This is a genomic window from Actinacidiphila epipremni (assembly GCF_012034175.1).
GTDB lineage: Bacteria > Actinomycetota > Actinomycetes > Streptomycetales > Streptomycetaceae > Actinacidiphila > Actinacidiphila epipremni.
Genome location: NZ_JAATEJ010000042.1, coordinates 1 through 14,430 on the forward strand (window position 1 = coordinate 1; position 14,430 = coordinate 14,430).

Sequence of the window (14,430 nt, forward strand, 5' to 3'; positions counted from 1 at the left end):
GGCCTCGTAGTCGAAGGGCAGCGGGTCCTCCTCGTGCCAGCCGGTCGCCGTCTTCCAGGTGGTCACGAAGCTCTTGGCCTGGTCGATCTCGCTCTTCCAGTCGGCGGGCGTCCAGCGGCCGACGCTGCCGGTGCCGGTGCAGAAGTGGCCGTTGAAGTGGGTGCCGATCTCATGGCCCTCCTGCCAGGCCTGCCGGATGTTGTCCAGCGTCATGCGCAGGTGCTCGTCGGTGAGGTAGCCGATGTCGGAGGCGCCCAGCGGGCTGTTGGGCGGCGCGTACTGGAGCTTCTTGGCCTCCGGGAGCAGGTAGAGCCCGCTCAGGAAGAAGGTCATGGACACGCCGTGGTCGGCGGCGAGCTTGCGGAAGCGGGGGAAGAGGCCGTTGCCGACCTCGCCGGCGCCGTCCCAGGAGAACACCACGAACTGCGGTGGTGTCTGGCCCGGCTCCAGCCGGTCGATCTCGGGCTGGCCCGGCTGGGTGCCGGTGTGCGCGGTCGACCCGTCGCCGATGAGCGTCACCGTCTTGGTCGGCGCGTGCGCGCCGCTCGCCCCCGCGGGCTGTCCCGTTCTGCGGGCGTCGCCGCCGCCCTTTCCCGCCCCGCAGCCCGCGACGGCCAGTCCGGCCGCCGCTCCGGCGGTTGTCGTCAGCAGACTCCTTCGGCTCCATGCACTCATGCGTGGTTTCCCGTCTCTCGGCATGCACGCCGTACGGCTGAGACGGGTTTACGTGCGGACGCCCGCCTCGCCGTCCACACGTTCCTCACGCAAGATATTCATTTGGTCAAATGATCCTATTTATCCCCCGGCTGGCTCACACCTTTCGCCCCGCCGGTGGAGCCGTCCACGCCCTCGGCATGTGCCGCCGGCAGCGCGCGGAAGGTACGCCGGTAGGTGCCGGGCGGCACCCCCACCACCCGCTGGAAATGCCGCCGCAGCGTCGCCGCCGACCCCATCCCGGTGGCCGCCGCGACCGCCTCGACGCTGCCGTCCGTGGTCTCCAGCAGCTCCTGGGCCCGCCTGATCCGCTGCACCAGCAGCCACTGCAGCGGCGTGGTGCCGGTCACCGCGCGGAAGTGCCGGCCGAGGGTGCGCGAGCTCATCGCGGCCCGGCGCGCGAGGTCCTCCACCGTCAGCGGCCGGTCCAGCCGCTCGGCCGCCCACGGCAGCAGCTCGGCGAGCGGATGCCGGCCCGGCGCGGGCACCGGGGTGCTGACGAACTGGGCCTGCCCGCCGTCCCGGTGCGGCGGCACCACCAGCCGCCGGGCCACCGCGTTGGCGACCGCCGCGCCGCGGTCCAGCCGGACCAGGTGCAGGCACAGGTCCATGGCGGCGGCCTTGCCCGCGGAGGTGAGCACCGTGCCGCCGTTGTCGACGTAGAGCACATCGGGGTCCACCTGCACCCGCGGGTAGAGCGCGGCCATCTCCCGGGTGTGCGCCCAGTGCGTCGTGGCGCGCCGCCCGTCCAGCAGCCCGGCCGCGGCGAGCACGAAGGCGCCCGTGCACAGCGAGGCCACCCGCGCCCCGGCCTCATGGGCCGCGCGCACCGCCTCCACCAGGCCGGCGGGCGGGACGGCGGCCGGATCGGCCCAGCCCGGGACGATCACGGTGTCGGCGTCGGCCAGCCCGTCCAGGCCGCGGTCCGGCTCCACCAGGAAGCGGCCGACCCGCACCGGCCCCGTACCGCACAGCACCAGGTCGTACCACGGTCCCGCGACGGCGTCCGGGGCGGTGCCGAAGACCTCGGTGGCCAGGGAGAGCTCGAAGTGCAGCATGCCGTCGGTGACGGCGAGCGCGACGGTGGTCATGTCCGGAACTGTACGTGTGCTGTCGTTCCGGACACTCGTGGCCTGCTGCCGGCCGCCGCCAGGATGGCCGTACGGGTCACGGCGGCCGTCTCCGGCCACCGCGGCACCGCAGGGCCGGGCGCGCGGCAGGCGTGTCCGGGAGACTCGGGAGGGACCTCATGGCGGCGGAGCGGACGGTCGCGGTGTTCGGCGCGTACGGGCACACGGGGCGCTTCGTGGTGGCGGAGCTGGCCCGCCGGGGGTTCACGCCGGTGGCCGGCGGGCGGGACGCCGGCCGGCTGCGCGAGGCCGCGGCCCGGGCGGGCGCCGAGGCCCGGCCGGCCTCGGTGGACGACCCGGCCTCGCTGGACCGGCTGCTGGCCGGGGCGGCGGCCGTGGTGAACTGCGCCGGGCCGTTCGCGGCCACCGCGGGCCCGGTGGCCGAGGCGGCGCTGCGGGCGGGCATCGCGTACGTGGACGTCGCCGCCGAGATCGAGGCCAACCGGGACACCTTCGAGCGGTTCGCCGGCCCCGCGCAGGCCGCGGGCACGATCGTGCTCCCCGCGATGGCCTTCTTCGGCGGCCTCGGCGACCTGCTGGCCACCGCCGCGATGGGCGACTGGCCGGGCGCCGACCAGGCGCATGTCGCCTACGGGCTCAGCAGCTGGCACCCCACCCCCGGCACCCGCGCGGCCGGCGCGGTCTCGCACGAGCGGCGCGGCGGCCGGCGCGTCCGGTTCAGCGGCGGGCGGCTGGAGCACCACGACGAGCCGCTGCCCACCCTGGAGTGGGACTTCCCCGCGCCGGCCGGGCGGCGCACCGTCCTGGGCGACTTCACCATGGCCGACTCGGTCACCGTCCCGCACCACCTGGCCGTCCCCGACGTACGCGGCTACATGACCGTCGAGGCGGCGCGGGACCTGTCGTCCCCCGACACCCCGCCGCCGGCCGCGGCGGGCGAGGACGGCAGGTCCGCGCAGACGTTCGTCGTCGACGTCGTGCTGCGCCGGGGCGCGGAGCGGCGGCGGGCCGGCGCGAGCGGCCGGGACATCTACGCGGTGAGCGCGCCGCTGGCCGTCGAGGCGGTCACCCGCGTCCTCGACGGGCGCACGGCGGTGCCGGCCGGCGCCGCCTCGGCGGGCGAGCTGTTCGACGCGGCGGACTTCCTGCGGGCGCTGGCGCCGTACGTGACGGTGGAGCTGCCGGACTGAGGGGCGGGGCCGCCAGGGGGGAGACGGGCCGGCCGGGCGGGGCGCGTACCGGCGCGACCTGGGCCTGCCCGGCGGGGCGGCGGGTGCGGCCGGGGCCGCGGGGTTACGCCCCGGCTGCCTTGGTCGCGCCCTTGGGGGCCTTCGCGCCGCCGCCGCGCAGGTGGGCGGGGACGAGGTCGATCGCGGGCTCGGCGTAGCCGACGGAGACGATCTCGTCGCCGCGGTAGGTGAAGCTCGTGACGCTCGCCAGGGTGCACTGCCGGCGCCGCGGGTCGTGCCACAGCCGGCGGCGCTCGGCCCAGGAGCGTACGACCCAGATCGGCAGCTGGTGGCTCACGGCCACCGCCTCGTGGCCCCGGGCGGCGTCCCGCGCGGCACCCAGCGCCGCCGTCATCCGTACGACCTGGTCCACGTACGGCTCGCCCCAGCTCGGCCGGAAGGGGTTGGTCAGGTACTTCCAGTTCGCCGGCTTGCGCAGCGCGCCGTCGCCGACGCCGAAGGCCTTGCCCTCGAAGACGTTCGCCGCCTCGATCAGCCGCTCGTCCGCGGCGAGGTCCAGGCCGTGCGCCTTGGCGATCGGCGTCGCCGTCTCCTGCGCCCGCTCCAGCGGGGAGGCGACGACGTAGGTCACGTCGCGGTCGGCGAGGTGCTCGGCGACCCGGTCGGCCATCGCCCGGCCCAGCTCGGACAGGTGGTAGCCGGGCGTGCGGCCGTACAGCACGCCCTCGGGGTTGTGCACCTCGCCGTGCCGCACGAGGTGCACCACGGTCAGCTCGTCGGTCCCGGAACTCATGCGTGTGCCTCCGCGGCGGCTCGGGCGGCGGCCGGCAGCGCGTCGGCGATCCGCTGCACGGCCCGCTCGTCGTGCGTGGTGGACACGAACCACGACTCGAACGCCGACGGCGGCAGGTAGACGCCCTGCGCCAGCATCGAGTGGAAGAACGGGGTGAAGCGGAACGCCTCCTGCCGCTTGGCCGCCTCGAAGTCACGGACGTCCTCGTCCGTGAAGAAGACGGAGAACATATTGCCTGCCGTCTGCAACCGGTGCGCGACCCCCTCCTTGGTGAGCGCCGCCGTGACCAGCTCCTGGATCTGCGCGGACACCGCGTCGAGCCGGGCGTAGGCCGCGTCGTCCAGCAGCCGCAACTGCGCCAGGCCCGCGGCGGTCGCCACCGGGTTCCCCGACAGCGTGCCGGCCTGGTAGACGGGCCCGGCCGGGGCGAGCAGCGCCATGACGTCGGCCCGGCCGCCGAACGCCGCCGCCGGGAAGCCGCCGCCCATGACCTTGCCGAAGGTCATCAGGTCCGGGCGCACGCCGTCCCGCCCGTACCAGCCGGAGCGGGTGACCCGGAAGCCGGTCATGACCTCGTCGGAGACATAGAGGGCGCCGTCGGCCGCGCACAGCTCCTTGAGCCCGGCGTTGAAGCCGTCGCGCGGCGGGACGACGCCCATGTTGCCGGGCGAGGCCTCGGTGATGACGCAGGCGATCTGCCCGGGGTTCGCGGCGAAGGCGGCCCGTACCGCGTCCAGGTCGTTGTACGGCAGCACGATCGTGTCGCCGGTCTGCGCGCCCGTCACGCCGGGGGTGTCGGGCAGCCCGAAGGTCGCGACGCCCGAACCGGCCGCGGCCAGCAGCGCGTCGACGTGGCCGTGGTAACACCCGGCGAACTTCACGACCTTCGCGCGGCCGGTGAAGCCGCGGGCCAGCCGGATCGCCGACATCGTCGCCTCGGTGCCGGACGACACCAACCGCACCTGCTCCAGCGGCTCGATGCGGGCCACCATCGCCTCGGCGAGCTCGACCTCGCCCTCGCCGGGGGTGCCGAAGGACGTGCCGCGCGTCACCGCCTTCTGCACGGCCGCGACGACCTCGGGGTGCGCGTGGCCGAGGATCATCGGTCCCCACGAGCAGACCAGGTCCACGTATTCCCGGCCGTCGGCGTCGGTCAGGTACGGACCCTGACCGGACACCATGAAACGGGGTGTACCGCCCACCGCGCGGAAGGCGCGGACCGGTGAGTTCACGCCTCCCGGGGTCACGGCAGCGGCGCGGTCGAACAGTTCCTGGGACACTGGTGCTTCGTACGGGTAGCTCACAGACACATGCTCTCAAACCCCGGGCGTTGCGCCACAACGTCTCAACCCTGCATCTGAGACGATGATCGGGTTGCATGGTTGGGGCGGCAGATGGTCGGGTAGTGGAATGCAGCAGCGGGGTGGCGGTCCGGGCGAGGGGCCGGGTGAACGCGTACCCGATCCCGAGGACGCCCGCCCGACCGGCAGACGCCGTCGCACCCCGCAGGACGCGCACGACTCGCAGCAGCACCCGATCGACCCGTACGACTCGCAGGACCAGCCGCCGAAACAGCCGCAGCACCAGCCGCAGAGCCACTTGCACGACGACTTGCAGAATCGACACACCCCGGATCCCGCCGCCGCCAGTCCGGCAGCACGCGATCCGGAACACCACGAGCAACAGCGACACCGAGAACCCCGGGACCACCGGGACGACCCGGATCACCGGCAGAACCCGGACCGACGCGACCCGCGCGATCCGGGCGTTCAACGCGACGGGCGCCGCGAGCGCGCACGCCGATCGACCGCAGAGGGCAGGAGCAGGGGTGGCCGAGTGGGGGTGACCTACAAGTACTTCGGTGCACCCGACGGTGCCACCGCTGCACGTGTCCCGATCTCCATGCGCCCCGAGGAACTCGGCGGCGACGAACTCGGCCAGGGCATGTACACCAAGGTCAAGCCGGAGACGATGGCCGCGATGGTCCTCACCGGCATCGAGGGCATACCCCCGAACAAGGTCCCGCCGCTCGAACTGGTCGTGCTGCACCCGGACTACGCCGTCGTCCGGCTGCCCGCCTCCGTCGTCGAGCCGCTGCGCAACGCCAACGAGGAGTCCCTGGGCGCGGCGGCCTTCATCTGGTCGACCGTCCCGGACCGGCGCGGTCCACGCGACGCCTTCGTCATCTACCAGATGCTCCACGAATGGCAGGATTTCGCCCGCCGCTGCCAGGAGTCGGGCCACCAGCTGTACTGCCTGGTCTGGCCGTAGGCGGGTTCGCCCGTACGGGGTCGGGGCGGGTGCGGGCGCCGGTGGGGGTTCTTTTCGGTGCGGGTTTGCGGGTGCGGGCGTGGGCGGGCGGGGGCTGGCATCGTACGGGCATGGACCTCAGGCAGCTCGAATACTTCGTCGCGGTCGCCGAGGAGCGGAACTTCACCCGGGCCGCGGAGCGCGTGCACATCAGCCAGTCCGGGGTCAGCGCGCAGATCCGGCAGCTGGAGCGGGAGTTGGGCGCCGAGTTGTTCGACCGCTCGGGGCGGGTCGCGCGGCTGACGGTGGCCGGCAAGGCGGCGCTGGAGCACGCGCGGGCGGCGCTGGCCGCCGCGGCGGCGGTGGGGCAGGCGGTCGGCGAGGTCACCGACGTGATCCGGGGGCGGCTGGCCGTCGGGATGGTCGTCGGCTGCACCGTGACCCCGCTGTTCGAGGCGCTCGCCGCCTTCCGGCACGCCCACCCCGGGGTCGAGCTCGCGCTCACCGAGAACGGCTCCGACCGGCTCGCGGCGGACGTCCGCGACGGTGTGCTGGACCTGGCGCTGCTCGGCGCCGCGGGTGAGCCGCCGCAGGGGCTGCGGTCCCATGTCGTGGTGCGCGAGCCGCTGGTGGCGGTGGTGCCGCCGGGCCATTCGCTCGCCGGGCACCCGGGCGCGACGCTGCGGGAGGTCACCGCCTACCCGCTGGTGTGCATGCCGCGCGGCACGGGGCTGCGCGGGGTGCTGGACCAGGCGTGCGCGGCGGCCGGCATCACCGCGCCGATCGCCCTGGAGGCGGGCGCGCCGGACGCGATCGCCGATCTCGCGGCGCGGGGCCTGGGCGTGGGCCTGCTCAGCGAGTCGATGGCGCCACGCTATGCCGAGCGCCTCACCGCCCTGCCGCTGACCGACGTCACGACGCCCGGGCTGCTCGCCCTGGTCTGGCGCGACACCCGCAGCCCGGCGGTGCGCGAGCTGCTGGCGCAGTGCCGCCGTACGTTCAGCCGCCCGTAGCCGCCGCGCGGCTCTGACCTGGCCCGCCCTCCGCCTCGTCCCAGGCCAGCGCCTTGAGCTCCATCCGCGCCGCGGGCCCCCGGTCGGTCACCGTCGCCCAGTACGGATGCGCGGTGACCTGCACCGACAGCCGCACCAGCCGGCGGCGCAACACGGTGGTCTGCGTGCCGGCGGCACCGGCGAGTTGGCGATACGTGGCGTACCAGTCGCGCTGCGCCTGGACGAGGTCGGCGGGGAAGGTGTGGTGGTGCATGGCTGCGATTCTGGCACACATTCGAACGGGTGTACGAGAGACACGCCGTGCGCATCGTCACGGTGTGCGTGGCGCGGTGGCGTGGCTCACGCGCGGGGTGGGCCCGCGCGGGCCCTCGGCGGCCGGGCTTCGCCGGGTGGGGTCAGAGGCAGATGAAGAGGACGCACACGTCGTGCGGGGGCTGGGCCGGCGGGGTGGCGGCGGGCGGCGGGGTCGTCGGCTGCGTGGCGGCCGGCGGCGGGGTGGCCGCGGGAGGCTGCTGCGGGGCCGGGGCGGTGGTGGCCGGCGGGGCGGCGGGCGGGGCGGTGACCGGCTGGTCCACCGGCGCGCTGGCCGACGCCTGCTGTACGGCGACGCCGCGCGGGACGACCGGGATGGACGTCGTGCCGCCCGGCGTCGCCGTGGCCGCGGGGTGCGGCGGGGCGGGGCGGCCCGCGTGGCGCGGGGCGGCCGTCGCGGGGGCGGGCGCGGCGGCGTCGGTACTGGTGTCGGCGCCGGTGCCGGACTGCGGTGCGGTGCCCGCGGAGGGCGCGGTGGGCAGGGTGTCGCCGACCGGGGTGTCCGGGGCCTCCGCTGCGGTGGAGCGGGCGCCGGAGCCACCGCCCGGCATCGCGGCGATCGTCAGGCCGCCGCCGGCCAGCGCGACCGCGGTCGCGGCAACCGCCCTGCGGCGGTTCTTGCGCCACCGCACCTGCGCCTGCCGCCGCGCCGCCCGCCCGGCGCCGCGCGGCAGCACCGCGACCACCGCGGTGCCGGACCCGGCGGCCGGCTCCTCGGCCTCCGCGGCGGCGTCCTCGGCCGGCTGCGGAGCCTGCGGCGGCGGGGGCTCGGCCACGAGCGCCATCCGCCCGCGCTCCGGGTATACGGGGCCGGCCCCGTACTCCGGATATGTCGCGTATTCCGTGTGCTCCGCGTACGCGGTGTACTCGGTGTACTCCGGGTGGGCCGGATATCCCGCCAACTGCGCATATGACGACACCCCCGCCTCACGCGGAGCCGGGTCGGGCGGTGCGATATCCGGCGCATAGGCCCCGCAACCCGGGCATACCAGCGCCCCGTTGAGGTTGCGTCGGCATCCGTAGCAGTAGTCCATGTTTCGGGTCACAGCTTTCTGTGCTGCCGTCCGTCCGGGTGACCGCAAAACGTTAACAGCAGCGACAGAAGGCACTGGGGCGCACTTGTGAGGCTTTCGAAAAGATCGCCCGCCCAATTCCGGCGAAGCCCCCGCCATGCTGATGAACCGCGGATTCAGCCGCGATCCCGCGCGTAACGCAACAGCACCACCCCGTTCCCGAACGCCCTGCTCTCCAGCAGTCGCAAGGACGTGCGATCCGCGGCCTGCGGGAAGAGCCGCTTGCCCGCGCCGAGCAGCACGGGGTGCACATAGACCAGATACTCGTCGACCAGGTCGTGCGCGGCGAAGGCCGCGGCCAAGTCCGCGCCGCCGAGGGCCAGATCACCGCCCGGCTCGACTTTCAGCGCCTCGACCTCGGCGGGGACGACCTCGCGCACCACCGTCGTGTTCCACTGCGCGGGGCCCGCCGCGAGGGTGCGCGAATAGACGATCTTGGGCATCTCCCGCCAGATACGGGCGAATTCCCGGACCGGTTCCGGCGCGGCCGGATCCTCGTCGGCGGCCGGCCAGTAATCGGCCATGAGTTCATGGGTCACCCGGCCGCTGAGAAACCCGCCCATGCCGCGGAGCCGGTCGTTGAAGTAGCGGTGCAGCTCGTCGTCCACGAGATGCCAGTCGATCTCCCGACGCGGGCCCTCCATGAAACCGTCGAGCGACACCGACATCGCCAGGATGATTTTCCGCATATCCACGCGCTCCTCTCCGCTCCCGCCTGGTCCGAATTGTGCACCGGGGGTCTGACAATGCGGCGCGACCAGCGCTTTCGGCGCGCACGATCGGCTCGGGCGCACGAGTCAGGACGTCAGGACATACGGCCCGTTGCGTGGCCGGCGGCAGGAGAGGGCGGCGCGGGCGCACGGGCCGAAGCAGTGACATCTGTCATGCCGGAGTCCGGACGGACGACTCTGCCGCCGCACCCCCGCCCCCGGCGATGCTCTTCCCATGGCAATCACCGAGGCACAGACCATGCCGGCCCCCGCCGCGGCCCTCACGACCAAGGACGCCGCCCAGGCGGCCGGCTTCACCCCGATCCCCGTCTGGTTCTTCGCCTTCGAGGGCGTGATGGGCGCGTCCTACGACATCATCAAGACGCACCCCGACGCCTGGATGCTGCTCGTGGTCTTCGGCGTGGTGAACCTCGTCCTGGCCCGTACCGTCCTGCGCGGCCGGCTGAAGATGGCCAAGGCGATCATCAAGGGCAAGCGCACCCGCAAGCTCGCGGTGGGCCTGATCGCCCTGCGCGTCGGCGTCCACCTCGCGCTCGGCGCGGTCGGCATGCAGGCGACGTCCGAGGCCGCGCACATTGGCCTCGCCGTGGCAATGTGCGCAGCCACCGTGTCGCTGCTCGCCTTCGACCAGCGGGTCATGCTGCGGGCGCTGGCCGCGTCCTGACCTGCCCGTACGCCCGGAACCCGCGGCAATAGGCGCACGCGCGCACACCGCCGTACCGGCGTAAGAGCCGCGCACCCCGCGGCATATGCTGCGGCAAGACGCACAACGCACGACGCACCACGCACCACGCACGACGACCGCAGAAGACGACGCAGAACCCGAGCCGTACGCACCCCCGTCCCGCGAGAGGCAGCGACATGAGCACCCGTACCGCAGTGGTCACCGGCGCGAGCAGCGGCATCGGTGCCGCCACCGCCCGCAAGCTCGCCGAGGCCGGCTTCCACGTGGTGCTCACCGCCCGCCGCACCGACCGGCTCGACGCCCTCGCGGCGGAGCTGACGCAGGCGGGCCGCAGCGTGTCCGTGCACGCCCTGGACGTCACCGACCGGGCCGCCGTCGACGCCTTCGCCACCGACCTCGGCGAATTCCCGCCGCTGCACGTCCTGGTCAACAACGCCGGCGGCGCCGTCGGCACCGACCCGGTCGCGACCGCCGACCCGGCGGACTGGCGCGCGATGTACGAGGTGAACGTGCTGGGCGTGCTCAACGTCACGCAGGCCCTGCTGCCGGCGCTCAGCGCCTCCGGCGACGGCACGATCGTCGTGCTCTCCTCGACCGCGGGCCTGGCGACGTACGAGGGCGGCGGCGGTTACGTGGCCGCCAAGCACGGCGCCCATGTCATCGCCGAGACGCTGCGGCTGGAGCTCAACGGCCACCCGGTGCGGATCATCGAGATCGCGCCCGGCATGGTCAAGACCGAGGAGTTCGCCCTCACCCGCTTCCGCGGCGACGCCGAGCGCGCGAACGCGGTCTACGCGGGCGTCGCCGAGCCGCTGACCGCCGACGACGTCGCCGACACCGTGTGCTGGGCCGTCACCCGCCCCTCCCACGTCAACGTGGACCTGCTGGTGCTGCGCCCGCGCGCCCAGGCGTCCAACTACAAGGTCCACCGCGTGCAGTAGCTCCCGCACCCCTGCCCTGTAACCCGGGGGCGCCCGCGGACGGCGGCGCGCCCCCGCGGCATGTCCTCCCCCTGACGTCATGTCAATCTCCCCCGGATTCACCCTCCCCGGTGGTTACCGGCGCGTAGTCGCCGGGAATTATTCGTGCACCGGTCTTCGCGCGTAGACGCCCGCGTCACTCCCGCCCCGTTGGATCACCCGCGGGTGAACCGCCCCACGCACGCAGACCGCCGCACCGCGCCAACCCCCCACCACCGTCCGGAGGTTCCCATGCGCCGCAGCAGCATCCGCAGCCCCCGCACCGGAAGCAGCAGCCCGAGCAGCCGAAGCGGCCGAAGCACCCGAAGCAGCCGCCGCCGTATCGCCCTCCCGCTCGCCGCCGCCGTGCTGTCCGTGCCCGCCGTCCTCGCCGTCGCCGCGCCCGCCGGCGCCGCCGCCCCCGCCGACAAGCCCCAGGTCCTGAGCAGTTGGACGCAGACCAGCGCCGCGAGCTACAACTCCTGGCTGGCCGCCCGCAACAACCAGGCGGCGTGGGCCGCGTACGGCTTCGACTGGTCGACGGACTACTGCTCGGACTCCCCCGACAACCCGTTCGGCTTCCCCTTCAAGACCGCCTGCGCCCGCCACGACTTCGGCTACCGCAACTACAAGAAGGCCGGCACCTTCAGCGCCAACAAGGCCCGGCTGGACAACATGCTCTACGCCGACCTCAAGCGGGTCTGCGCGAATTACTCGGGGGCCACGAAGACGGCCTGCGACTCGACGGCTTGGACCTACTACCACGCCGTGGACATCTTCGGCTCCGCCGCACCGGCGCGCCAGGCCGGCTGAACTGCCCGGCAGGCCGGGGCCGTTGTGCGGCCCCCGGCCCGCCGGATGTGCCGCCCGCCGTCAGCTGTGGGTGACGGAGAGCGCGTAGAAGGCGACGCGGGCGCCGTTGGTGGTGCTGCTGGAGGAGGACTGGTTGTAGGAGCCGGCCTTGAAGTACTGCTTGTAGGCGTTGAAGGACGACGGGATGGCGTAGTGCGTGACGCTGCCGTTGACCGTCAGGTCGATCGTGTTGCCGCCGGAGACGCCGATCGTGTAGCTCCACTTGGTGCCGACGGCCACATGCCCCACGGTGTGCGTGGTCTGGCCGCCGTCGGGCGAGTTCTCCACGCCCGCGACGATGTCGCCGTTGGAGTGGTAGTAGAGCTCGATGAGCGGCTTGGTCGAGCTGCCGCCCGAGCCGAGGTGGATCTGGCCGACGCACACGTTGGAGGTCACCGACACCACCCGCAGCGTCGCGCTCAGCCGGTGCGTGCCGGCCAGCGACCAGTCGGCGGCGCTGCCGTTGCGGTTCATCTCCCGCAGCTCGGAGCGCGCGTAGTTGGAGTTCGGCGTCGTGACGCCCTTCTCCGGGGCCCAGAACGTCATGGCGCCGTCGGAGCCGTCGGTGTAGAAGTACGAGTCCTGGAAGCCGCCGGCGCCCTGGAGCCGCGAGGAGGAGATCGTGGTGGGCGACCCGGGCGAGCCGACCGGCTCCTGGAGCTCCCACACCCCGAGGTCGAAGTTCCCGCCGGGCGCCACCCCGGTGTCGAGCCCGCCGCCGGGCGGTGTGGAGCCCCCGCCGGGCAGCGTCCACTGCTGGTTGGACGCGCCCGTGCACGTCCAGATCTGCAACTGGTTGCCGTTGGCGGAGGACTTGTCGGTGGCGTCCAGGCACTTGCCCGACCCGGCGTTCACCAACTGCCCGCCGCTGTACGTCCACGCCTGCGCGGCCGTGCCGTTGCAGTCGTACAGCTGCACCTTGGCCCCGCTCGCCGTCGAACCGCCGACGACGTCCATGCACTTGCCCAGCGCCCGCACGGTGTTGTCGGCGCTCCCGACGGTCCAGCTCTGCGCGGACGTCCCGTTGCAGTCGTACAGCTGCACATGCGTGCCGTTCGCCGTCGAAGCGGCGGCGACGTCCACACACTTGCCGCCGAGCCCCGTAATGGCACCCGACGCCGCCGCCACCGCCCCGGGCGCGCCCAGCACCCCGACGGCACCGGCAACACCCGCGGCACTGACAGCCGCGAGCACTTTCGATCGATAGCTCATGGTGGGGGGTTCCCTTGCCTAGATGGTCTAGTCCAAAGGGTGCGCCCCAAGTGAATAACACGCCCCACCAGCCCCGTCAACGCCCGGCGCCCCTACGGCCGTTGCTCGCGCCTGAGGGCGGCGGCCGTACGCCCGCCCGGCGTATGTGCCGGACGGGCAGGGATCAACCCTTGACGCAGACGACCTGCTTGAGCTTCGCCACGACCTCGACGAGGTCGCGCTGCTGGTCGATGACCTTCTCGATCGGCTTGTACGCGCCAGGGATCTCGTCGACGACGCCGGAGTCCTTGCGGCACTCCACCCCGCGGGTCTGGTCGGCCAGGTCGCGGGTGGTGAAGCGCTTCTTCGCCGCGGTGCGGCTCATCTTGCGGCCGGCGCCGTGGGAGGCGGAGTTGAAGGCCGCGGTGTTGCCGAGGCCGCGCACGATGTAGGAGCCGGTGCCCATGGAGCCGGGGATGATGCCGTACTCGCCGCTGCCCGCGCGGATCGCGCCCTTGCGGGTGACGAGCAGGTCCAGGCCGTTGTAGCGCTCCTCGGCCACGTAGTTGTGGTGGCAGGAGATCACCTGGTCGAAGGTGACGCGCGCCTTCGCGAACTCCTTGCGCACCACCTCCTGCAGAAGCCCCATCATCAGCGCGCGGTTGTACTTGGCGTACTCCTGCGCCCAGAACAGGTCGTTACGGTACGCGGCCATCTCCGGGGTGTCCGCGACGAAGACCGCGAGGTCCCGGTCGACCAGGCCCTGGTTGTGCGGCAGCTTCTGCGCCTGCCCGATGTGGTGGTCGGCGAGCTCCTTGCCGATGTTGCGCGAGCCCGAGTGCAGCATCAGCCACACGGAACCGGATTCGTCCAGGCAAACTTCCAGAAAGTGGTTTCCGCTTCCGAGCGTGCCGATCTGCTGGGCCGCCCGTTCCGCACGGAAGTGCACCGCCTCCGCCAGGTCGTCGAAGCGGGACCAGAGGGCGTCCCAGCCGGTGGTGGGCAGGCCGGGGATGTCGGACGGGGTGACGGGGTCGGGGTGGAGGCCGCGGCCGACCGGGATGGCCTGTTCGATTCGCGTGCGCAGGCGGGAGAGGTCGCCGGGGAGGTGGTTCGCGGTCAGGGAGGTCTTGACCGCGCTCATGCCGCAGCCGATGTCGACGCCGACCGCCGCCGGGCACACCGCGCCGTGCATGGCGATGACGGAGCCGACCGTGGCGCCCTTGCCGTAGTGGACGTCGGGCATCACCGCGAGGCCCTTGACCCACGGCAGCGACGAGACGTTGCGCAGCTGCTGCATCGCGCCGCTCTCGACGGTGGCCGGGTCGGCCCACATGCGGATGGGGACCTTGATCCCGGGTACTTCGGTGTACGACATGGCGGCCCCCTTGACCTCCTCGACCTTGATCTCTACCCAGAGCGCACAAAGGGGATATTCACCGGATACGGTAAAAATGCCGAAAAGAGCTACGCGTCACCCGATAAACCCACCCCCGCGGGTGGTTTCCGCGCTGCGTGCGGTAGACATTGTGTCCAGGGTTCGCTCAAGCGCGCCAAGGATTTACCGCGCAGGGAC

14 protein-coding genes and 2 pseudogenes are annotated in these 14,430 nt (G+C 73.1%); 6 read left to right on the plus strand and 10 right to left on the minus strand.

Annotated features, from left to right (window positions below; translation table 11 throughout):
- Together HCN08_RS33000 and HCN08_RS33005 are read right to left on the minus strand one after the other, a co-directional pair.
- Positions 1-675: pseudogene (locus HCN08_RS33000) on the minus strand (hypothetical protein); the annotation flags it as partial.
- Positions 676-791: 116 nt separating this feature from the next.
- On the minus strand, positions 792-1,805 hold the full coding sequence (locus HCN08_RS33005; protein ID WP_167987013.1) for a helix-turn-helix domain-containing protein: 1,014 nt from the start codon (positions 1,803-1,805) through the stop codon (positions 792-794).
- Positions 1,806-1,963: 158 nt separating this feature from the next.
- On the opposite strand from HCN08_RS33005, the gene HCN08_RS33010 reads away from it, so the two are divergent.
- Positions 1,964-2,995 (plus strand): saccharopine dehydrogenase NADP-binding domain-containing protein, encoded by a 1,032-nt coding sequence (locus HCN08_RS33010; RefSeq protein ID WP_167987014.1) that lies wholly within the window; start codon positions 1,964-1,966, stop codon positions 2,993-2,995.
- A 103-nt stretch (positions 2,996-3,098) separates the two neighbouring features.
- Here HCN08_RS33010 and HCN08_RS33015 read toward each other — a convergent pair whose 3' ends face one another.
- Complete coding sequence (locus HCN08_RS33015) at positions 3,099-3,788, minus strand: histidine phosphatase family protein (RefSeq protein ID WP_167987015.1); 690 nt, start codon at positions 3,786-3,788, stop codon at positions 3,099-3,101.
- Positions 3,785-5,092 carry a glutamate-1-semialdehyde 2,1-aminomutase gene (gene hemL, locus HCN08_RS33020; protein WP_167987016.1) on the minus strand — a complete coding sequence of 436 codons (1,308 nt, stop codon included), beginning with the start codon at positions 5,090-5,092 and terminating at the stop codon, positions 3,785-3,787. The genes HCN08_RS33015 and hemL overlap by 4 nt, the downstream gene beginning before the upstream one ends.
- Before the next feature lie 307 nt (positions 5,093-5,399).
- Here hemL and HCN08_RS33025 point away from each other — a divergent pair, with 307 nt between their 5' ends.
- Together HCN08_RS33025 and HCN08_RS33030 are read left to right on the plus strand one after the other, a co-directional pair.
- Positions 5,400-6,059 carry a hypothetical protein gene (locus tag HCN08_RS33025; RefSeq protein ID WP_407648926.1) on the plus strand — a complete coding sequence of 220 codons (660 nt, stop codon included), beginning with the start codon at positions 5,400-5,402 and terminating at the stop codon, positions 6,057-6,059.
- A gap of 110 nt (positions 6,060-6,169) precedes the next feature.
- Entirely contained in the window at positions 6,170-7,051 is an 882-nt protein-coding gene (locus tag HCN08_RS33030; RefSeq protein ID WP_167987018.1) for a LysR family transcriptional regulator, read from the plus strand.
- Here HCN08_RS33030 and HCN08_RS33035 read toward each other — a convergent pair.
- The 3 genes from HCN08_RS33035 to HCN08_RS33045 form a co-directional block, all read right to left on the minus strand.
- Positions 7,038-7,304, minus strand: a complete 267-nt coding sequence (locus HCN08_RS33035) for a hypothetical protein (RefSeq protein WP_167987019.1) — start codon at positions 7,302-7,304, stop codon at positions 7,038-7,040. The genes HCN08_RS33030 and HCN08_RS33035 overlap by 14 nt on opposite strands.
- A 142-nt stretch (positions 7,305-7,446) precedes the next feature.
- Complete coding sequence (locus HCN08_RS33040; RefSeq protein WP_456319014.1) at positions 7,447-8,535, minus strand: SCO2400 family protein; 1,089 nt, start codon at positions 8,533-8,535, stop codon at positions 7,447-7,449.
- A 17-nt stretch (positions 8,536-8,552) separates the two neighbouring features.
- Positions 8,553-9,125, minus strand: a complete 573-nt coding sequence (locus HCN08_RS33045) for a dihydrofolate reductase family protein (RefSeq protein WP_167987021.1) — start codon at positions 9,123-9,125, stop codon at positions 8,553-8,555.
- A 256-nt stretch (positions 9,126-9,381) separates the two neighbouring features.
- Between HCN08_RS33045 and HCN08_RS33050 the strand changes: the two genes are divergently transcribed.
- The 3 genes from HCN08_RS33050 to HCN08_RS33060 all read left to right on the plus strand — a co-directional run bounded on the left by HCN08_RS33050 (position 9,382) and on the right by HCN08_RS33060 (position 11,624).
- Positions 9,382-9,831, plus strand: coding sequence for a hypothetical protein (locus HCN08_RS33050; protein ID WP_240970689.1), 450 nt, complete (start codon positions 9,382-9,384; stop codon positions 9,829-9,831).
- Between the two features lie 197 nt (positions 9,832-10,028).
- Complete coding sequence (locus HCN08_RS33055) at positions 10,029-10,793, plus strand: SDR family oxidoreductase (protein ID WP_167987022.1); 765 nt, start codon at positions 10,029-10,031, stop codon at positions 10,791-10,793.
- A gap of 270 nt (positions 10,794-11,063) precedes the next feature.
- Entirely contained in the window at positions 11,064-11,624 is a 561-nt protein-coding gene (locus tag HCN08_RS33060; protein ID WP_167987023.1) for a phospholipase, read from the plus strand.
- 60 nt (positions 11,625-11,684) lie between these two features.
- Here the strand turns inward: HCN08_RS33060 and HCN08_RS37025 are convergent, their stop codons facing one another.
- From HCN08_RS37025 to HCN08_RS33070, 3 genes and pseudogenes are all read right to left on the minus strand, one after another.
- The gene (locus HCN08_RS37025) at positions 11,685-12,410 is read right to left on the minus strand and encodes a polysaccharide lyase family 7 protein (protein ID WP_407648927.1); all 726 of its coding nucleotides are present in this window, start codon (positions 12,408-12,410) and stop codon (positions 11,685-11,687) included.
- Positions 12,411-12,419: 9 nt separating this feature from the next.
- Positions 12,420-12,875, minus strand: a pseudogene (locus HCN08_RS37030) (ricin-type beta-trefoil lectin domain protein); the annotation flags it as partial.
- Positions 12,876-13,038: 163 nt separating this feature from the next.
- Complete coding sequence (locus tag HCN08_RS33070; RefSeq protein WP_167987024.1) at positions 13,039-14,232, minus strand: RtcB family protein; 1,194 nt, start codon at positions 14,230-14,232, stop codon at positions 13,039-13,041.
- Positions 14,233-14,430: the final 198 nt, after the last annotated feature.